The organism is Sporosarcina sp. FSL K6-5500, from assembly GCF_038005665.1.
In the GTDB taxonomy this organism is placed as follows: Bacteria; Bacillota; Bacilli; order Bacillales_A; family Planococcaceae; genus Sporosarcina; species Sporosarcina psychrophila.
The window spans coordinates 2,447,044-2,465,131 of sequence record NZ_JBBOTP010000001.1; the positions used below are offsets into that span (position 1 = coordinate 2,447,044).

General features: G+C 43.9%; 24 protein-coding genes. All 24 read left to right on the forward strand.

From position 1 onward, the window contains the following. The first annotated feature begins 5 nt into the window (after nt 1-5). The 24 genes from MKX62_RS11635 (at nt 6) to MKX62_RS11750 (ending at nt 18,087) form a co-directional block, all read left to right on the forward strand. Nucleotides 6-161, forward strand: a complete 156-nt coding sequence (locus MKX62_RS11635; RefSeq protein ID WP_340741456.1) for a hypothetical protein — start codon at nt 6-8, stop codon at nt 159-161. Next, a complete protein-coding gene (locus MKX62_RS11640) occupies nt 158-379 on the forward strand; it encodes a hypothetical protein (protein WP_340741457.1) in 222 nt (73 codons plus the stop codon). Before MKX62_RS11635 ends, MKX62_RS11640 begins: the two co-directional genes overlap by 4 nt. Next, nucleotides 379-552, forward strand: a complete 174-nt coding sequence (locus tag MKX62_RS11645) for a hypothetical protein (RefSeq protein ID WP_340741458.1) — start codon at nt 379-381, stop codon at nt 550-552. The genes MKX62_RS11640 and MKX62_RS11645 overlap by 1 nt, the downstream gene beginning before the upstream one ends. Nucleotides 553-570: 18 nt before the next feature. Next, complete coding sequence (locus MKX62_RS11650) at nt 571-1,161, forward strand: sigma factor-like helix-turn-helix DNA-binding protein (RefSeq protein ID WP_340741459.1); 591 nt, start codon at nt 571-573, stop codon at nt 1,159-1,161. Then, on the forward strand, nt 1,161-1,703 hold the full coding sequence (locus MKX62_RS11655; RefSeq protein WP_340741460.1) for a site-specific integrase: 543 nt from the start codon (nt 1,161-1,163) through the stop codon (nt 1,701-1,703). The genes MKX62_RS11650 and MKX62_RS11655 overlap by 1 nt, the downstream gene beginning before the upstream one ends. 391 nt (nt 1,704-2,094) lie before the next feature. Further along, nucleotides 2,095-2,619: a hypothetical protein gene (locus tag MKX62_RS11660; RefSeq protein ID WP_340741461.1), complete on the forward strand. Its 525-nt coding sequence runs from the start codon at nt 2,095-2,097 to the stop codon at nt 2,617-2,619. Then, nucleotides 2,597-4,438 carry a phage terminase large subunit family protein gene (locus MKX62_RS11665; RefSeq protein WP_340741462.1) on the forward strand — a complete coding sequence of 614 codons (1,842 nt, stop codon included), beginning with the start codon at nt 2,597-2,599 and terminating at the stop codon, nt 4,436-4,438. Before MKX62_RS11660 ends, MKX62_RS11665 begins: the two co-directional genes overlap by 23 nt. A 15-nt stretch (nt 4,439-4,453) precedes the next feature. Then, on the forward strand, nt 4,454-4,669 hold the full coding sequence (locus MKX62_RS11670; RefSeq protein ID WP_340741463.1) for a peptidylprolyl isomerase: 216 nt from the start codon (nt 4,454-4,456) through the stop codon (nt 4,667-4,669). Nucleotides 4,670-4,749: 80 nt separating this feature from the next. Beyond that, nucleotides 4,750-6,150, forward strand: a complete 1,401-nt coding sequence (locus tag MKX62_RS11675; protein ID WP_445683550.1) for a phage portal protein — start codon at nt 4,750-4,752, stop codon at nt 6,148-6,150. Then, a complete protein-coding gene (locus MKX62_RS11680) occupies nt 6,095-6,727 on the forward strand; it encodes an HK97 family phage prohead protease (protein WP_340741465.1) in 633 nt (210 codons plus the stop codon). The genes MKX62_RS11675 and MKX62_RS11680 overlap by 56 nt, the downstream gene beginning before the upstream one ends. A 2-nt stretch (nt 6,728-6,729) precedes the next feature. After that, entirely contained in the window at nt 6,730-8,151 is a 1,422-nt protein-coding gene (locus MKX62_RS11685) for a phage major capsid protein (protein WP_340741466.1), read from the forward strand. A 13-nt stretch (nt 8,152-8,164) separates the two neighbouring features. After that, on the forward strand, nt 8,165-8,491 hold the full coding sequence (locus tag MKX62_RS11690; RefSeq protein WP_340741467.1) for a DUF2190 family protein: 327 nt from the start codon (nt 8,165-8,167) through the stop codon (nt 8,489-8,491). Nucleotides 8,492-8,504: 13 nt separating this feature from the next. After that, nucleotides 8,505-8,690 (forward strand): hypothetical protein, encoded by a 186-nt coding sequence (locus MKX62_RS11695; RefSeq protein ID WP_340741468.1) that lies wholly within the window; start codon nt 8,505-8,507, stop codon nt 8,688-8,690. Continuing rightward, complete coding sequence (locus MKX62_RS11700; RefSeq protein WP_340741469.1) at nt 8,677-9,006, forward strand: hypothetical protein; 330 nt, start codon at nt 8,677-8,679, stop codon at nt 9,004-9,006. The genes MKX62_RS11695 and MKX62_RS11700 overlap by 14 nt, the downstream gene beginning before the upstream one ends. Further along, nucleotides 9,003-9,551: a phage tail protein gene (locus tag MKX62_RS11705; RefSeq protein ID WP_340741470.1), complete on the forward strand. Its 549-nt coding sequence runs from the start codon at nt 9,003-9,005 to the stop codon at nt 9,549-9,551. Before MKX62_RS11700 ends, MKX62_RS11705 begins: the two co-directional genes overlap by 4 nt. A 4-nt stretch (nt 9,552-9,555) precedes the next feature. Continuing rightward, nucleotides 9,556-10,059 carry a hypothetical protein gene (locus MKX62_RS11710; protein ID WP_340741471.1) on the forward strand — a complete coding sequence of 168 codons (504 nt, stop codon included), beginning with the start codon at nt 9,556-9,558 and terminating at the stop codon, nt 10,057-10,059. Then, nucleotides 10,052-10,366: a hypothetical protein gene (locus tag MKX62_RS11715; RefSeq protein WP_340741472.1), complete on the forward strand. Its 315-nt coding sequence runs from the start codon at nt 10,052-10,054 to the stop codon at nt 10,364-10,366. Before MKX62_RS11710 ends, MKX62_RS11715 begins: the two co-directional genes overlap by 8 nt. 2 nt (nt 10,367-10,368) lie before the next feature. Next, a complete protein-coding gene (locus MKX62_RS11720) occupies nt 10,369-11,796 on the forward strand; it encodes a phage tail sheath family protein (protein ID WP_340741473.1) in 1,428 nt (475 codons plus the stop codon). A gap of 13 nt (nt 11,797-11,809) precedes the next feature. Next, nucleotides 11,810-12,331, forward strand: coding sequence for a phage major tail tube protein (locus MKX62_RS11725; RefSeq protein WP_340741474.1), 522 nt, complete (start codon nt 11,810-11,812; stop codon nt 12,329-12,331). Between the two features lie 13 nt (nt 12,332-12,344). Continuing rightward, nucleotides 12,345-12,704, forward strand: a complete 360-nt coding sequence (locus MKX62_RS11730; RefSeq protein ID WP_340741475.1) for a phage tail assembly protein — start codon at nt 12,345-12,347, stop codon at nt 12,702-12,704. Between the two features lie 150 nt (nt 12,705-12,854). After that, on the forward strand, nt 12,855-16,376 hold the full coding sequence (locus MKX62_RS11735) for a phage tail tape measure protein (RefSeq protein WP_340741476.1): 3,522 nt from the start codon (nt 12,855-12,857) through the stop codon (nt 16,374-16,376). Next, nucleotides 16,373-16,570, forward strand: a complete 198-nt coding sequence (locus tag MKX62_RS11740) for a tail protein X (RefSeq protein ID WP_340741477.1) — start codon at nt 16,373-16,375, stop codon at nt 16,568-16,570. Before MKX62_RS11735 ends, MKX62_RS11740 begins: the two co-directional genes overlap by 4 nt. 16 nt (nt 16,571-16,586) lie before the next feature. Next, nucleotides 16,587-17,594 (forward strand): phage late control D family protein, encoded by a 1,008-nt coding sequence (locus MKX62_RS11745; protein WP_340741478.1) that lies wholly within the window; start codon nt 16,587-16,589, stop codon nt 17,592-17,594. Beyond that, nucleotides 17,521-18,087, forward strand: a complete 567-nt coding sequence (locus MKX62_RS11750) for a phage baseplate assembly protein V (RefSeq protein ID WP_340741479.1) — start codon at nt 17,521-17,523, stop codon at nt 18,085-18,087. The genes MKX62_RS11745 and MKX62_RS11750 overlap by 74 nt, the downstream gene beginning before the upstream one ends. Nucleotide 18,088: the final 1 nt, after the last annotated feature.

Consider the following 18,088-nt stretch of genomic DNA (forward strand, 5'->3'; position numbering starts at 1 on the left):
AAATGATGGTCATTGCATTCCAAATTATTTTGTTATTTATCATTTTCATTTCATTTTTGATAGTCATTGGGGAAAGAAAGGACCAAAAGTTACGAGATACGTCAGCTAGCGTTCTTGCTTGGGGTTTACTCTATTTCGCGGGGAGTGTGTTGTTCCTATGATCCGAATAATTACAACACTTGTCTGTTTGGTGGCTTACAACTTCGCTGCTTTTTGGGTTTCAAAAGTGGTAGTCACCTTTTCATTGTCCTTGAAATACTACACGGAATTCGGCATTAACTACGTGACGTATGCGACGTTCGCGGCAGGATTTCTATTTGCGACAATCTACGCATTTTTCACAGGGTCGGCATTCGCGAAACGTCGGGGTAAGTATTGATGAAAACATTGTCGAATGAGTTATTCGATAAGGGGTTTTCTGGAACTGAACCCACCGAACCACCTGTTAAAAGAGCGAAAGAACGCCTATCGGATAGAGATTTACGTGAATTGATGGGAACTAATCGCGATACCTACAAGCGCGGAAAAGGCGGAGCCATCCGCAAAAAGTAGTGCGAGGGGGAAGTCCGTTTGAAGGATCTAATTTCTGAATACAAAAAGAATCTAAAAGAAACTAAAGAGATATTATTTGGACTTCAGCAAAGAATTAAAGAGCAGGAATCCATCTCTCGCAACGAGGCGCTGTGCGATGAAAGGCGACTTGAGGCGGAAGAGGCTGCTGGTGCATTGGAACAAGATAGGAGCGTAGTTGCTAGTTGGGTACGTAATTTAGAATACTCCCTAACTTGGATGCGGACAGGAAAAGGTCCGTCCAATATCCGTGGGATTGAGCGAAGGGCGGCTTACGAAAGAGAGCGGCCCTTTGACCCGATGTTAATGCAAAGATATTTTAGGAGTGAAGAGCCCGTGTACGAATGGGACGGACACGAAAGGGAGTCAGTCGTTTCGTCTTCAGATAAAGATATCATTGATCTCGCACTCACTGCATTAACCGAAAGGGAAGTTGAAGTTTATTTAATGTCAAGAGGGCATTGTTTAACTCAATATGCCATTGCCGATAAGTTAGGGATATCAAGGAATAGCGTAAAGACTATGTTGGGTAGGGCTGATAAGAAAATCGCAAAGGCAATAGTTAATATTCCGAGAGAGGGTGTTTGCTGATGCAATTCGTCCAACCCATTCGCGATAAAGAAACAATAGCAGAACTAAAGAAAGTATTGCTCGCCAGGAGTGAACGCGACTACATCATGTTCATGATTGGCATCAACGTGGGGTTGAGGATATCTGATATCCTTCCCCTCAAAGTGAGAGACGTCAAAGGGAACCACATAAAGGTGATTGAACAGAAGACAGGAAAAGTAAGGCGTGTTGCTATTAATAAGGCATTACGAAAATCATTGGACAGATTTATACAGAACAAAAAAGACAATGAGGTATTACTAAAAAGCAGAGAAGGAATCAATAAACCAATTAGCAGAAGTATGGCCTATAAGATATTGAGGGAAGCTGCGGAACAAATCGGGCTGTCAGAAATAGGGACGCATACAATGCGAAAGACATTTGGTTATCACATTTACCAGAGGGATAAAGATGTGGGTGCGCTACAGAAACTATTCAACCACGATAAGCCAACAACTACCCTACTTTATATTGGAGTAGAACAGGATTATCTAGACGAAGTGGTGATGAATAGTAACCTATAAACCATTCCGTAATCTTTCTTTTTGTCCGCATCAATTACTCATAAAAATTGAAACTCTGAACTGAGCCTAAAATAAATTATAAACACAGCAGTACCAAGGGGTCGTGGGTGCGCTCTGAGTTACACACAATATAAAGATATGGGTAGCCCGTATAAATCCGTCACCCGACTGCCCGCTAGTAGTAAGAGCGTCGTTGCAGAAGGCGCACAATGATGAACGGACGAAGAGACGAAAAGCCTTGCCACCACAGGGGCGGATACCACTCGAAACTTTCAGAAAAAGTCTTTGGGTCCCTCCGGCTGGGGGAGGCCATACGGGGCTAGCGAGCCCCGGAAGTCGACCACTTTTATAAAAAAAAAAATACTACGGAACTACGGAATGGGGTCGGAACGTGGATGGCTTTCGAGAAGAGGAAGGCAGAGTATTAATCACGTCGAACCGGCTGTGCAACTTTCTTGAGGTTACCGACAAAACGTTGACCAATTGGAAACGGCAGGGTTGTCCTCAACATAGTCGTGGATGGTGGGATTTGCAGCAAGTCATTAAATGGCGGGGTGTGATTCAATCTGGTAGTGATGACCCTGTTGCGAAAAAATCCGTGAATCTCCAGCAGAAAAAGTTGGTGGCAGAAGTTGCCTACAAAGAAGCACAAGCCGAACTGACAAGAATAAAAACAGATATTGCAGACGGCAAGTATATTGAAAAAGAAATCGTTGAAGATGAATTGTCGCGGTTCTTCATGGTATTTAAAAAATCAGCGATGTCGTTGTCACGGAAATTAGCTAACGTGGTGGGCGGATATGTAGAACCCATTGAAGCGCGTCGCGTCGAACAAGAATTAAATGACACAATAAACGATGCGCTCGAACAAATGAGCGTGGATGGTGTATACAGTGCGAAAAAAAAGAAAAAGTGAATGGCCCTTATTTATCTCCACTGCCTTATTAGCATTAAGACCACCCGAAAAACTAAAAGTGAGCGAGTGGGCTGAAAAACATAGAATTCTAGACAGTAAATCAAGCGCGATACCAGGGCCGTGGCGAAATAATGTCACACCTTATCTAAATGAAATTATGGACGAGTTTAATAATCCTGAAACCGAAGAGATAATATTCATCAAACCTACCCAGGTCGGTGGAACTGAAGCGCTGCAAAATGCGCTCGGATATATTGTCATGCAAGATCCTAGTCCTACCATGATTGTTTACCCCTCCAAAGATCTTGCTGAGAGTGTATCGAAAAACCGTATACGTCCGATGTTGAGAGTTTCGAAGGGGTTAAGCGAGAAATATTATGATGATAGGTCGGAAGAATTGGAGTTGCAGTGTGAAGGGATGTATATCACGCTCGAAGGTGCCAATTCCCCTGCGTCCCTTTCGTCAAAACCTATCCGATATTTGTTTATGGATGAAGTAGACAAATATCCGGGGGCTACGAAAAAAGAAGCAGATCCAATTAGACTGGCTCGCGAACGAACTAAGACATTCACCAACAGAAAGATATTTATTACCTCTACACCTACTTTACGGACAGGCCATATCTGGCAAGCTAAAGAAAACGCAGACATCGTTAAGCATTTCAAAGTACCGTGTCCTCATTGTGGCGAATACATCGAATTAAAATTCGGGCAAATCAAATGGCCGAAAGGTGATGATATGTCTGAGACGGACCGGGCGGAGCATGCTTTTTATGCTTGTCAAGAGTGCGGAAATACCATTGATGACCGCCAAAAAGCGCAAATGATTCGTTACGGCCGATGGGATGTTGTTGAGAAAAAGACTGAGTTCCCTCGGAAGATAGCTTTTTGGATGAATACACTATACTCCCCATTTGTTCGATTTGGTGAAATCGCAAAAGAGTTCATGAGTACTAAAAATGATAGTGAAGCATTGCAGAACTTTGTCAATTCGTGGCTTGCAGAACCGTGGGAAGATACTAAATTAAAGACAAGTGCAGACATGGTAATGGAACGTCAATCTGAATATGAGCAATTTGTGGTACCAGATTGGGCGGAATTTTTAACTGCCGGTGTGGATGTCCAAGAAACGAGTTTGTATTTCACAGTCCGTGCTTGGGGCTCGCATATCACGAGTCAAAATATCGCGCATGGCCAAGTGTTTGGTTGGAAAGAAATAGAGCGCGTCATGAACTCAGAATTTAAGAAGAGTAATGGTGACGTGTTGATGGTTAATCTTTGCGGAGTCGATTCGGGAGATCAGACGGATGACGTGTATGAGTTTTGCGCAAGAAATAGCGAGTGGGCCATACCGGTTAAAGGTGTTGGCGGTGGTCACTCATATTTCAAAATAAGCACAATTAATAAAACGCACTCAAGTGCGTATGGGATGCGCTTGCTGCTTGTTGATGGCGGGAAATATAAAGATATGATTGCGTCAAGAATGAGGAAACCGAACGGTGAAGGAAGTTGGATGGTGTATAAAGATTGTGATTTTGATTACGCCGAACAAGTAACAGCAGAACATAAGGTGAAAAGTAAGGGCAGCGGCGGTGTCCATAAAGAAGTTTGGGTACCGAAAACGTCACATGCTGATAACCACTATTTGGACTGCGAAGTTTACGCGCTCGCGGTCGCGGATGTGCTGGGCGTTAGGAGCCTGAGTTTGATGCAGGAAGAAGAAGAGGAAATAGTAGTGCCGCAAGAGCAAAAGGTCAATTCGGATGCAATTAATTACAATAATGATTGGTTGGGCAAAACGGATAATTGGATTAAATAAAAGGAGTGAATAATTGTGAGCATCAGTGAACAGTTACAACAAATAAACGATGCAATTGCCGCAATCGAAATCGGCGGTCAAGAATACCAAATCGGTTCGAAGCGCTTAAAACGCGCTGATTTGTCGCTACTTTACAAACGTCAAAAAGATTTGAAAGCCCAGGAGAATTATGAAAATGCAGAATCGAACACATTAGCAAACACGTTCGTTGCGGTGTTTGACAGGAGGTAATGGATATGAATTTGCTTGATAAGACAATATCCATCTTTTCTCCCGAAAAGGCGTACAGGCGTGCGGCGTGGCGCGGTAGTATGAAAGATTTAGAGCGTGGTTACGATGCCGGTGGCGATGACCGGTTAAACGCAGGATGGCGTGCTGTTAATGCAAGTGCGGAAACTGTCGACAAAGTATACCGTGATACTATTCGAGCCAGGAGCCGGGATTTAGAACGTAATAGTGATATTTTAGAAAGTATTTTATTGGCGTTTGAACGTAATGTGGTTGGCACCGGCTTTAGGTTGCAGGCGAAAACGACAAACGAAGAGCTCGACACAAAGATTGAAGAGTTATTTAAAGAGTGGACACGTCCAAAGTATTGCGATGTAACTCAGCAACAATCATTTTCTGAAATGTGTCAAATGGTTGTCCGTCGGAAGCGTGTAGATGGCGCGATAATTTTAGTTAAGCGGTACATGGAAAATGGATTCGTACCGTTCACATTGCAACTATTCGAGGTAGATGACCTAGACACAATGCGTACTGGTGGGAATGCTAAGCGCGTGGTGAATGGTATTGAGTATAACGAATACAATCAACCTATCGCATACTACTTGAAAAAATATGATGCATACGGTAATCACACTGGAGTTTCCGAGCGCTTGCCCGCTAAAGATGTAATCTTCTTGTACAAAAAGAAAAGACCGTCACAAATTCGTGAGATTACTGAATTATCGTCCACGTTGCCTCGGATACGCGACACAAATCAATACATGGAAGCTGTCAGCGTGAAGGAGCGGGTTGCGGCTCTCTTGTCTGTGTTCATAAGAAGAGCGTCACCGGATGCTGGCGGTATAGGTAGACAAGCGGCGGGCGCCAAAGGGATGAGTTACGAAGGGAAGTCACTTACACCAGGGATGATTATGGAACTAAATCCCGGTGATGATGTTTCTGTAGTGCAACCACCGGCACAAGGTGCTAGTGCTGCTGATTTTGTGCGTTTACAACAGAGATTAACAGGGTCTGCACAAGGTATTTCGTATGAAGTGGCTGCGCGTGACATGTCCCAAGTGAACTACAGTAGTGCTCGACAAGGGCTTTTGGAAGACCAAAAGACTTATTCTATGGAACAACAATCGTTGAAGGACCATTTTTTGCGAGATATTTACGAAGAATTCCTTGAAGCGGCTGTGTTGTCCGGACAAATCGATATTCCGGACTTTTTTAAAAATAAATCAATGTATTTGAAACACGAATGGGTGGCACCGGGAATGAAATGGATTGATCCGAAAAAAGAAGCTGATGCAAATAAAATCCAACTTGAAACGAACCAAACAACGCTAGAGGTGATTGCTGCGAGTACCGGGCAGGATTGGCGTGAAATTATTGACCAACGCGCGCTCGAGATTGAGTATATGCGCGAGAAGGGGGTGATGTTAAATGAAAAAGGGGCAATCGAAGCAATCGAAACAGAAGAAACAGACGATGAATCGTGAGCTGACGATTGATTTAAAAGCGCTAAATGAGGAGACGCGTCAATTTGAACTTTCTTTTTCTTCAGAAGAACCATATACACGTTGGTTCGGAGATGAAATTTTGTCGCATGAACCAGGCGCCATTGATTTGAGTCGGTTAAACGAAATTGGATGCGTGTTGTACAATCATAATCGCGACAAAGTGATTGGTAGAATTGATAATTCTTGGGTTAAGGACAATCGCGGATACGCAAATGTCACATTTGATGAAGACGCTGAAAGTGATGTTATTTATCAAAAAGTGCGGTCGGGTACATTGAAAGCTGTCAGTGTTGGTTACCGTGTCGAGAATTGGGAAGAGGTCGCGGCTGGTAGTGTATCGACTGACGGTAAGCATCCAGGACCGTGTAGTATCGGGCTCAAATGGCAACCTTACGAGATTAGTATTGTGTCAGTTCCTGCTGATCCCACCGTAGGTGTTGGGCGCGAAATGGAAGAAGAGGAAGAAGAAACTGAGGTAGTTATTGAAAAATCAATAGACTATTCGCTTTATGAACGACAAATGCAAATAAATCAAAATTATATTGGAGGTAAATAAGTATGGGATTAAAAGAAATGTTAGCGCGTCAACAAGCAATCATTAACGGGGCGAAAACGGCTCAACGTGATTTGAATGATGCAGAACAACGTGAATTTGAAGAGTTGCAAACAAAGATTGACGCGGCGCGTGCTGCGGATGAGGGCAATGAGCGATCCGGAGCGGCTGTATTGGCAGAACGTCAACGCGTGTCGGATATCACAACGCTTTGCCGGGACTTTGATATGGATGCGACGCAGTATGTTGACGATGGGGCTACCATCGACCAAGTGCGCCAGTTTGTGCTTGAAAAGCAAATGAAAACACGAAAACCGTCTTCTACTAGCATTATTAAGGATGAGCAAGACAAATTCCGTGAAGCGGCGGCGGACGGATTAGCACTTCGAGTTGGCGTACAATTGGAAAAGCCTGCCGCTGGAGCTAGTGATTTCCGTAGCATGACGCTGAAAGAGTTGGCAAAAGAGACGCTGCGCATGGAGGGGGTAGAAAATACTTACCGCTTGAGTGACGATGATCTTTTGCGCCAGTATTTAACGCCAACATCGCTATTCACGGGGATCATTGACCAGACGGCGCGTACAACGTTTGAAAAAGCTTACACAGAAGCGCAAACGACTTATCAAGAGTGGGTCAAGACGGGCACGTTAAATGATTTCCGTCCTACAAAAACTTATCAAGCAGGTACGGCTGGTGAGTTGTTGCTAGTAGGGGAAAACGGTGAATTGAAACACGATACGCCGAATGCGGCTGAAGGTCCTGTGCGTCAACTGTTGACGTTTGGTCGCCAGTTCACAATGTCGCGTCAAATGTTTATTAATGATGATGTTGATTTCATTCAAGCACTGCCGGCATTGTATGCTCAATCCGCACGATTGGGGATTAATCGCCTTGTATACCAAACGTTGGCTAAAAATCCATCTGTATGGGATGGGAAAACATTGTTCCATGAAGATCATAACAATTTAATTGGGACAGGCGGTGCGCCGAGTGTGGCGGCGTTGTCTGAGGCGCGCCGTTTGTTAAAAAAACAAAAAGCTGTAGGCGGGGACGTGAATTTGAATATTCCTGCTCGCTTTATGCTGGTACCTACGTCGCTTGAAACGGCTGCTGGTCAATTAATCGGAACGCCGGTAGATCCCGCTGCAGTTAATCCGAACGTGTTGAACCCGTTCCATAACGGGCTTACTATCGTATCGGATGCAGAACTTGATGACGCAACTGCGAATGGAGAGAAGGAGTGGTATGTAACTGCTGATAAACTCCGTTCACCAATTCAAGTCGATTTCTTGAATGGTGTCGATATGCCGACGATCGTCATGAAACAAGCGCCTGCAGGTCAATTAGGTTTTGTGTGGGACATTTACATGGATTACGGCGTCTCTGTCGTCGATTTCAAAACGGCTATTAAGAATCCAGGACAATAAGGGGGAATGAGCAATGAGTAAAGCAAACTATGTGCAACGCGGTGAAGTAATCGATTATAAAAATATTACATTAGCAGAAATTGCTCCGAATGACGTTGTTGTATTAACGTCACGAATCGGGGTGGCCGCAACCGACATACCTGTCGGCGCGGTTGGTGGGGTGAATGTTATTGGTGTATTCGATGTCCCTGCAATTACGACAGCTGCGCTAACGGTCGGACAGGACGTATATTTTAAAGATGGGAAAATTACCGATGTGGATACCGATGCGATTGCTGCGGGTTATGCCGTTGATTCAAAAACGACATCCGGAGCGATTGCTCGTGTGAAAATCGGCTGAGGGGTGAAATTGAATGGCTGTTATATTAGTAGCGTTGGTCCCGGTATCTAATGCCGGGTTAATCATTGAGCCGAACGAAGTATTCTCCTGTGAAAATGAATATGCGAAAAAACTAGTGGATAATAAATCTGCGAAATTACATGTTGTGACTACGAAAAAAGCAAAAGTCACGAAGGTGATTTCCGATGAAGACGTTTAAAGATTTCATTAAAAGTGACACCCGGACATTTATCAACCCTTCCGAATTCGGTGAACCTGCGTTAATTAACGGAGTTCTAGCGGTCGTAGTCTTAGATGATGAAGAGTTGGAAAGGCGCAATTTGTCCAAACAAAGCAATACGGATACAGACAGATTATCGAAAAGTGAAGTTCTTTTCTATATAGAAAGAACTTTTTTCGGGCATATTCCACAAGCGAACAAAATTATGAACTTTAATGAAAAAAAGTATCGAATTGATACGGTCGCTGAGCAATTAGGCATCTTGACGATAGAATTGTCGAGGTTCACAGGATGAGCGTCATTATAAACATCGATGATGCTGCATTCAGAGACATTCAAAGGCGACTGGCTGAAATTCCGAATAAAGCACCGAATGCAATTTCTGCTGCATTAAACCGAACGGTCACCAATGTGGCGACCAATCTGAACAAGGAAGTAAGAAAGGAATACACGATAAAAGCCGGAGATGTTAAGGGAACTATTAAAAAAAGAACTGCCAACCGAGGAGATTTGAGGGCGTCTGTAAAATCCACAGGCGGAGTAATTCCTTTGGATAAGTTCAAAACATCGAAATTGGGCCGAAAACAGGTTAAGGTCGCTGTGAAAAAAGGTCAATTGAAAAAAGTATTGGGTGCATTTGCGGCGGATATTAGCGGACCAAAGATATTTAAACGCAAAACGAAGAAGAGGCTGCCGATAAATAAGCTATTTGGGCCGTCCGTACCACAAATGGCGGGTGAATCATCAATCGCAGAAAGAATTAATAATCAAGCTAGTGAAACGTTCGAACGTCGATTGGATCACGAGATTAATCGACTCTTAGCAAGATTGGGAGGTTGACCAGATGACGCCGGCTGATTTGCAAAACAAAATAATGGAGCGCTTGCAAGAAGTCTTAAAAGACTTTCCTTTGCGAACCGGATATAACGACTTGGCACCATTTAAGATATTTAAGCAAAATGTGCCCGAACAACACATGGATGAAAATGACTATTCGGAGGATAAAGATTCCGAAAAAGCGCTTTATCCATTCGTTGTCGTGAAACTATCAAATGGGTTGAAAGAAGAAAACCATGGGACGCAAGAAAATGTTGTGCAATTAGTAATCGGAATCAAAAATGAAGACTTGGGCGGAAAAGGCTTTGATGATGCGTTGGCGGTGATGGAAGCGATCATGGGGGATTTCAACAAAGACCCCTTGATTGATAAACGGTATGTTGCAAAGTATCCGTTTTCCTGGGCGACAGTCGAAGAAAATACCTACCCTTATTACTACGTAGGTATAGAAACAATGTGGGAATCACATACGCTCATAAATACGAATCCAGGAGGATTTATTCATGGTTGAAATTAAAAAGAAAGAAGTACTAGTTACTTCAGAACAAGTTAAAAATGCGCTGTCACCTAAAAAGGTGCAGCGCATTTTTATTGGTCCAAATATGTTGCAATTGACAACTTACACAGTCGTTGAATCGGATTTTCCGAAAAATATCGAATCGCTGATTGAGAAGTGTCCTGCTGTTGAAAAGCTGTTCGTCCCCATTGCGGAATTGACAACAGCTGAACCACGCACGAAGACGAAGGGTACTATCGAACACCGTAATTATATCAAAGTGCTTGAATTTATCAGTGCGCAACGAAATGGGGTTGAATAAAAATGGCCTATAAACACGGAGTCAGCACTCAGGAAATCCCGACGTCCATTGTGCCATCGGTCTCTACATCAGCCGGCTTGCCAATCGTATTTGGAACGGCCCCGGTGAATTTAGTAGAAAACCCGCTTGTTAACAAGCCGATACTTTGTTATCGGTATGGAGAAGCGGTGCAACAATTGGGTTATAGCGACAACTTCGGGGATTACACGCTTTGCGAATTCATGTCGTCTCATTTCTCGTTATTTAATGTTGCGCCGGCAGTATTCATAAATGTCTTAGATCCGAAGATTCATAAAAAGCCAGGAGTTCCGGCTACTCTCACTGTAACCAAACAAGAGGCTTTACTTAAAGTTCACGGGGTTTTACCGAAAACGCTTGTTGTTAAAAATTCGGACGGAACGACAACTTATGGTGAAGAGGATTATGAAACCGAATTCGACGATGATGGTTACTTGCATATTTTCACAAGTGTAGCTGATGAAATCGCCGTGGAGTTCGAAGTGATTGATCCATCGATGGTGGATGTTACGAATATCATCGGTGGTGTATCGGTCGATGGGCAATATAAAGGATTGGAATTAGTCAATCATGTATTCCCTTTGTTCCGGTTAGTGCCTGGGTTAATACTGGCACCTAAGTTCTCTACGGATACGGGAGTAGCCGCTGTAATCGGGGCGAAGTCAAACAACATTAACGGTCTATTCAAAGCACTCGGGCTTGTTGATATTCCCACCGGAGTTGACGGGGTTACAAATTATACGAATGCGGCGGCGTACAAAAATGACAATAATATCGTATCTACGCACCAAGCAGCCTTTTGGCCGAAGGTGTCACTCGGTGGGAAGCAGTACCACATGAGTACGCAGGCGGCTGGTGTTATTAATCGGACAGATGCGGCTAACGGTGATATTCCGTACGTTTCTCCGTCTAATCAGAATTTACAAGCCGACAGTGCAGTCTTGGAAGACGGGACGGAGATTACGCTCGGGCAAGACCAAGCGGCATATCTAAACGGAGAAGGTATTGTGACAGCGTTAAACTTCATTGGTGGGTGGAAACTTTGGGGGAACCGAACTGCAATTTACCCAGGTGTAACAGACCCGAAAGATAGCTTTATACCGGTTCGGCGTATGATGAATTTTATTCAAAATACGCTTATTTTGACGTACTGGCAAAAGGTTGATGCGCCTACCAATAAAAAACTGATTGAAACCGTGATAGACAGTATCAATATTTGGTTAAACGGAATGTCCGCGCGAGGACAATTGCTCGGTGGTCGTGTCGAATTCTTGGAATCTGAAAATCCACTGGCGTCATTAATCGATGGCAAAGTGACATTTCACGTTTATGCTACACCACCTACACCGGCAAGAGAGATTGAGTTCTTAGTAGAATTTGATCCAAGTTATTTCAGCACGCTATTTGGATGAGGAGGAAAACTGAATGACGAATAAAATTCCAGAAAAACTAACGAACTACTCCGCATTCCTCAACGGTACCGATTTTCTCGGTACCGTTGATTTGGAATTGCCATCTTTAGAAGCATTGACGGACACGGTAAAAGGTGCCGGCATTGCTGGTGAAATTGACAGCCCAGTTATCGGGCACTATGGCTCTATGACAACTAAGTTGAACTGGCGCACGCTTAACGGGTCGTCGGTTACACTGGCGGCGCAAAAAACGCACGCGCTTGATTTCAGAGGTTCACAACAAATCTATAATGCGGGCAATGGTGCCTATGAGCATCAAGGCGTGAAAGTGACGCTGCGGGCAATCCCGAAAACGTTGGAATCCGGTAAATTCGAAGTCGGAGCAACTACCGGCACTGCCAATGAATTGGAAGTCGTTTATTACAAACTTGAAATTGATGGAAAGAAATTGATAGAAATCGATAAATTCAACTTTATTTCTTTCGTCGACGGCTTGGATGCGCTTGAAGAAGTAAGAAAAAATCTAGGACTATAAGGAGATGGAGAAAATGATAGATAAAAAAGAAAAGGCAGTAGAAGAGGTAGAAGTAATGGAGGGGAAAGTTGTTGACCCAAATTTCATCAGCTTCTCGAAGCCACATTCATTCGAGGGTGTGACGTATGAAGGAATTACCTTGGATTTAGATAGTTTGACAGGGAAGGATTTAGAAGTGGCAGAAGTGCAGTTCGTTAGTGAGAACCCTTCGACCGCGGCACAAACACCGCTAAAGGAAATGTCTAAAGGATACCAAGCATTGTTGGCTGCGAAAGCCGGGAAAGTTAACGTTGCATTAATTCGCTCTTTGCGCGCGAATGAGTATGCGAGCATCACTATGAAGGTTCAGATTTTTTTGTTGACGCAGGGTTAAATGAGAGCCCAGGAGAGCGGATTAGGAGATCCGCTCTTTTTTGCGCCGTTAAATCCAAAACAACTGTAGATTTCTTTATGGACTTATCCATTAAGCGATTGGCTCTATGGGTGGCGACGATAAAGGAGATGCAGGGATGAGGTGTAGCTGATGGCAAAAATTTTTGAAGTAGCCTTTAGGCTAGGTGCAGAACTGACACAAGGTTTCAATGACGCATTTAATACAGCCAATAATTCTATGGACAGCTTGATCAAGGCTGGAGAGAAAATGAAGAGTGCAGGAAAAACTTTGACTAAAACTGTTACTGCTCCAATTGTTGCAATGGGTGCAGTTTCAATTGCTGCAGCTGTCGATTTCGAATCAGCTTTCGCTGGTGTGAGAAAAACAGTCGAAGCAACAGAGGATGAGTTTGCAGCACTTGAAAAAGGTATTCGTGATATGGGGAAAGCTGGGCCATCAAGTGCCAGTGAATTGGCTGAAATAGCAGAAGCAGCCGGGCAGTTAGGCATAGAAAATAAAAACATTCTAGCTTTTACAAGCACGATGAGCGACTTAGGAGTTGCTACAAACTTAACGGCTGATGAAGCAGCTACGGCGTTTGCGCGATTCGCAAACATCACACAGATGCCGCAAACAGAATTTGACAAACTTGGATCTGTTGTCGTTGCGCTAGGAAACTCAATGGCAACAACTGAGGCGGAAATTGTGAATATGTCCATGAGACTAGCGGCTCAAGGTAAGCAAGTCGGATTGACGGAATCGCAAATCATGGCGCTGGCAGGAACAATGTCCAGTTTGGGGATTGAAGCTGAAGCGGGCGGAAGCGCGATGACGACCATTCTCAAAAAGATGAATTCTGCCGTTAAGACGGGCGGAAAGTTTTTGGACCATTTCGCGGAAGCGGCTGGAACCAATGCTAAGGATTTTGCGGCGGCTTGGAACAACGATCCTATCGCGGCACTTGATATGTTTACAAAAGGACTAAGCGACTCGTCGGCTGCAGGCGGAAATCTCGCGGAAACTCTTGCTTTTTTAGGAATCAAAGGTATTCGCGAACAAGATGTTCTTTTGCGTATGGCAGGAGCATCTGATTTATTGTCAGAATCAGTCGATACAGCCAACGAAGCTTGGGCGGAAAACACTGCGCTCTCTAACGAAGCTGCTCAACGTTATGCCACGACAGCTTCGCAACTTGCTACGCTGAAAAATAAAATCACTGATGTAGCTATAACCACTGGAACTATATTACTCCCCATGGTGTTGGTGGTTGTCGATAAGTTGGGCGTGTGGATTGATAAGTTTTCCGAACTAGACGAAAGTACAATTAAAACGACGATGGTAATTGCTGGTGTAGCGGCAGCCGTTGGACCTCTTTTGATCATTACAGGAACGTTGATTACCTCTTTGGCTACTACAGTCAAAGCATTCAGAGCGGCAAAGACGGCGATTTTGGCATTTAGTCTTGTGCAAAAGCTAAGTATAGCAATAACTCGCGCTCACCAAATCGCCATGTTGACTTATGCTTTTCATGGTGGTGGAGTTGCGGGCGTTGTCGGGGTAATGGCGGCTGCTTTCGCTGCGTTGAACGCAGTGATACTCGCACATCCATTCATTTTTATTGGTGTTGCGGTAATAGCTTTGGGGGCAGCGTTTGTTGTTGCTTACAAGAAATCCGAAGCATTTAGAAATATAGTCGATTCTACGTTTTTAAAAGTGAAAGAGATTGTTTTGGATACTGTTAATTACATTAAAGATGTAGCTCCGATAATGTGGGCGAGTTTTGTGTCAGGCGTGAGTGACGCCGGCACAGCTATTGGTTCGTCGCTTATGGAAGTGAGAACAGTAGTTTTGAATGCAGTTAGTTATATCGAGAGTATAACACTGGCGGCGTGGGACAATTTAGTGTCTGGCGTTAGTGGTGTCGGTGAGCGAGTTAGTGCAGTTTTTGGGGAAGGGTTAATAAGCAAGGTTAGCGAGATTATTGGTAACTTTGTCGATAGTTTTAAAACAGGACTGTCGAGTTTGCCTGGCATATTATCCATGGCGGCCCCGATGCTAACGACGATTGGCTTGTCTTTCCTAGGGATTAGTGGCCCGATTGGTTGGGTCATAGCTGCAGTCGTTAGTTTAGTGGGTTTTTTGTTCCGTTTATCCAAAACAAATGAAAATGTGGCAGGGGTAATATCTTCCGCATGGGGCGCGGTTAAAGAAGCGTTCGCCCCAGTCATTGATGCCTTTAGCGACGGTATTTCGCAATTCGCCACTGAGGTCGGGCCACAACTAACGGAGACAATCGAAGTGATCTCGCAAAGTTTTGCCGAAATGGCTCCAGTATTTGCGGAAGTTGGCGCTTCATTAGCTGAATTAGGCCCTGTTCTCTTCGGCGCTTTAGTCGACGTTTTTTCGGCCATCGTATCTCTCGTGCCGGCATTGCTTGAAGTCTACCAGATGGCATTTCCATTGATTTTATCCATTGTTACCACGGTTATTCCTTTAATTGCTGAGACGATAATGTCACTTATACCGGTTATCCTAACATTGGTACAAGTTGTATTACCTTTAATTCTAAGTGTTGTGCAAATGGTATTCCCTTTAATTATGACGATTATAAGTACGGTTATCCCGATAGTAGTGCAATTGTTGTCGTCTATCATACCGGTTATCCTGTTGTTAGTACAAACGGTTATTCCTTTAATTCTGAGTGTTATCCAGATGGTATTCCCGATTATATTGACCATAATTCAGAGTGTGCTACCTGTATTCACCTCGCTCCTCACGATTGTAATTAATGTTATTTTACAATTAGTGCAGACGGTCATCCCAATGATTCTGACCGTGATACAAGCTGTCTTACCTGTCGTGTTGGCCGTTGTTCAGATGATAATCCCGGTGATAGCTACCGTCTTGCGGGTATTAATAGCTGTGATAAATGGCGTGTTAATCCCGGCGATTAACGCGATTTTGGCGGTCGTTCAAATCGTGTTTCCTTATATTCAGATGCTCATTGAAAACGCGCTAGCTATTATTAACGGTGTCATCCAAACTGCTATGGCGTTACTGCAGGGTGATTGGTCCGGGGCGTGGGATGCTATAAAAGCGACGGCTGAAACAATCATGAATAACATTATTAGCTTTTTCCAGGGAATTAATTTATACGAAACCGGAAAATCAGTGATTACCGGATTGATTGACGGCATTAAGTCAATGGGAAGTGCGGTAATTAACGCTGTCACGGACATGATTCCCGCACCTATTAGAGGAGCGGCTGTGAAGGCTATGGGGAAAGTTAAAGGCTATGCGGAAGGTGGTATTGTGTCTGCTCCGGAACTCGCTTGGATTGGTGAGGGTGGAGATACCGAGTCGGTCATCCCTTGGAATAATTCGAAACGTTCAATAGATTTATGGGCTCAGACGGGCCGAGCGCTAGGCATGTTCGATGATGGCGGAATGCAGGACTCTTCTAAGCAGAGCCCTTTCGACATTCCAACTGGAAGCGTTACTAATAATAGTGGCGGTCAAGCTGTAATCCATTTGCGCAATGAGCCGACCATCATAATTCAGGGGGGCCAAGGGCAAAGAGAAGTTGAACAAGCATTTGAGAACTCGAATAATAATTTGCTTGATCAGCTGAAAGAACAACTTTTAGATGCTGAAAGGCGGGCGTTCGGTTGAATTACACAACAATACAGGGTGATACGTGGGATTCGATATCATACAGAATATACGGAACAGGCTATGTCATGGAACAGCTTATAGAGGCGAACATTGAGCATGTTGCTATTGCAGTATTTGGAGCCGGGGTTGTCATTCAGACCCCGGAAATTGATACAGTGCAAGCTTCGGCATCCGTTCCACCTTGGGGCTAAGAAGAGGTGAAGGTAAATGAAGGTGCGCAGAGTGCGGACAATACTGAAATATAACGGTGTGAATATTTCAAAATCGCTTGAAGGATTTTTAACACATTTCACTTATGCGGACAATGAGGGTGCTGGTGACGATATTCAAATCTCGTTACAAGATCGCGATGGAAAGTGGCACGGAGATTGGTTGATGAAAAAAGGCGACGTAATAACGGCGGTGATAGAGACTGAGAACTGGCTAAAAGAAGGAGAAAAGAAGAGATTGGATTGCGGTTCATTTCACGTGGATACAATCGATTTTAAAGGACCTCCGGACACTCTCACGATTAAAGCACTGTCAATCCCGTATAAAGATGGCGGAAAAAACTCGAAGCGATCCAGAGTATGGGAAAAAGCGACGTTTTCAACAATCGCGGGCGATATTGCGGCAAGCGCAGGATTAACTCTTTTATACGATGCTCCGGACTATTTGTACGATCGTGTAGACCAAATTCGAGAAACGGACTTGGCCTTTTTGAAGAAACGGGCAAAAAAAGAAGGAATCTCTGTAAAAGTCACTAAAGAGCAACTTGTCTTATACGATGAGCAAAGTTATGAATCAAAAAGTTCTGTGCGCACGATTAAACGCGGAGAGAGTGATATCACAGGGTACTCGTTTACTCTCGCGGCAGCGGATAAAGAATATAAAAAAGTTCAAATTTCATATTTCGACTCAAGCAAAAAAAAGAATTTAAAATACGTTTACGACGTTCCAAAAGTGGAGAAAGGCCCAACGCTAAAATTAAACGAACGAGCGAAATCTTTAGCCGAAGCGATTAGGTGGGCGAAGAAAGCTGTACGTAATAAGAATAAACAAGCGAAAACTGGCAAGCTAACACTTATTGGCGACACGACTCTTGTACAAGGCATGACAATCAACATCGAGGGGTTCAAGGCTTTCGACGGGAAATACTTCATTGAAAGTACATCTCACGTCACTAACAACGGGTACGTGGTTAGTATCAGTATTCGGGAGGTGCTCAGTTATTGATATCTTTGGAGGGAAAGAAGAAGTTTCCGAGGCGATCAGAATAGGCGTTGTATCATCTATTGATGCGCAGAAGTGTACGGCAAAAGTTTTTTTTGAAGATCGAGACGATACTGTTTCATATGATTTACACATCGTGACTGCTCAAACGATGAGAACAAAACATTACTGGCTTCCTGACATAGGCGAAACGGTACTGTGTGCTTTTTTAGGCAACGGAATGGAGACCGGATTTATTCTTGGTTCCTCGTATTCCGATGTAGATGGAGTGCCAGTTGGAGATGTTAGCAAAAAAGGGATATGGTTCGAGGACGGGACGTTCATTCAATATGATGTGTCCGAGAAAATACTTACGATTAAAAATACCAATCCTATTACAGTTATCGGTGATGTGGATATTACCGGGAACATGAATATAAGCGGTAATTTATCCGTGGGCGGAACAGTGTCGGCGCCGTTATTTGTAGGCACATTTTCCGGTTCGGTTGTCCCCTAAG

Coding starts and splice junctions, on each gene's coding strand:
- MKX62_RS11710 (WP_340741471.1), top strand. CDS start 9,556: ATGACGCCGGCTGATTTGCAAAACAAAATAATGGAGCGCTTGCAAGAA.
- MKX62_RS11635 (WP_340741456.1), top strand. CDS start 6: ATGGTCATTGCATTCCAAATTATTTTGTTATTTATCATTTTCATTTCA.
- MKX62_RS11705 (WP_340741470.1), top strand. CDS start 9,003: ATGAGCGTCATTATAAACATCGATGATGCTGCATTCAGAGACATTCAA.
- MKX62_RS11700 (WP_340741469.1), top strand. CDS start 8,677: ATGAAGACGTTTAAAGATTTCATTAAAAGTGACACCCGGACATTTATC.
- MKX62_RS11695 (WP_340741468.1), top strand. CDS start 8,505: ATGGCTGTTATATTAGTAGCGTTGGTCCCGGTATCTAATGCCGGGTTA.
- MKX62_RS11675 (WP_445683550.1), top strand. CDS start 4,750: ATGAAAGATTTAGAGCGTGGTTACGATGCCGGTGGCGATGACCGGTTA.
- MKX62_RS11640 (WP_340741457.1), top strand. CDS start 158: ATGATCCGAATAATTACAACACTTGTCTGTTTGGTGGCTTACAACTTC.
- MKX62_RS11735 (WP_340741476.1), top strand. CDS start 12,855: ATGGCAAAAATTTTTGAAGTAGCCTTTAGGCTAGGTGCAGAACTGACA.
- MKX62_RS11725 (WP_340741474.1), top strand. CDS start 11,810: ATGACGAATAAAATTCCAGAAAAACTAACGAACTACTCCGCATTCCTC.
- MKX62_RS11685 (WP_340741466.1), top strand. CDS start 6,730: ATGGGATTAAAAGAAATGTTAGCGCGTCAACAAGCAATCATTAACGGG.
- MKX62_RS11655 (WP_340741460.1), top strand. CDS start 1,161: ATGCAATTCGTCCAACCCATTCGCGATAAAGAAACAATAGCAGAACTA.
- MKX62_RS11720 (WP_340741473.1), top strand. CDS start 10,369: ATGGCCTATAAACACGGAGTCAGCACTCAGGAAATCCCGACGTCCATT.
- MKX62_RS11715 (WP_340741472.1), top strand. CDS start 10,052: ATGGTTGAAATTAAAAAGAAAGAAGTACTAGTTACTTCAGAACAAGTT.
- MKX62_RS11745 (WP_340741478.1), top strand. CDS start 16,587: ATGAAGGTGCGCAGAGTGCGGACAATACTGAAATATAACGGTGTGAAT.
- MKX62_RS11645 (WP_340741458.1), top strand. CDS start 379: ATGAAAACATTGTCGAATGAGTTATTCGATAAGGGGTTTTCTGGAACT.
- MKX62_RS11690 (WP_340741467.1), top strand. CDS start 8,165: ATGAGTAAAGCAAACTATGTGCAACGCGGTGAAGTAATCGATTATAAA.
- MKX62_RS11680 (WP_340741465.1), top strand. CDS start 6,095: ATGAAAAAGGGGCAATCGAAGCAATCGAAACAGAAGAAACAGACGATG.
- MKX62_RS11730 (WP_340741475.1), top strand. CDS start 12,345: ATGATAGATAAAAAAGAAAAGGCAGTAGAAGAGGTAGAAGTAATGGAG.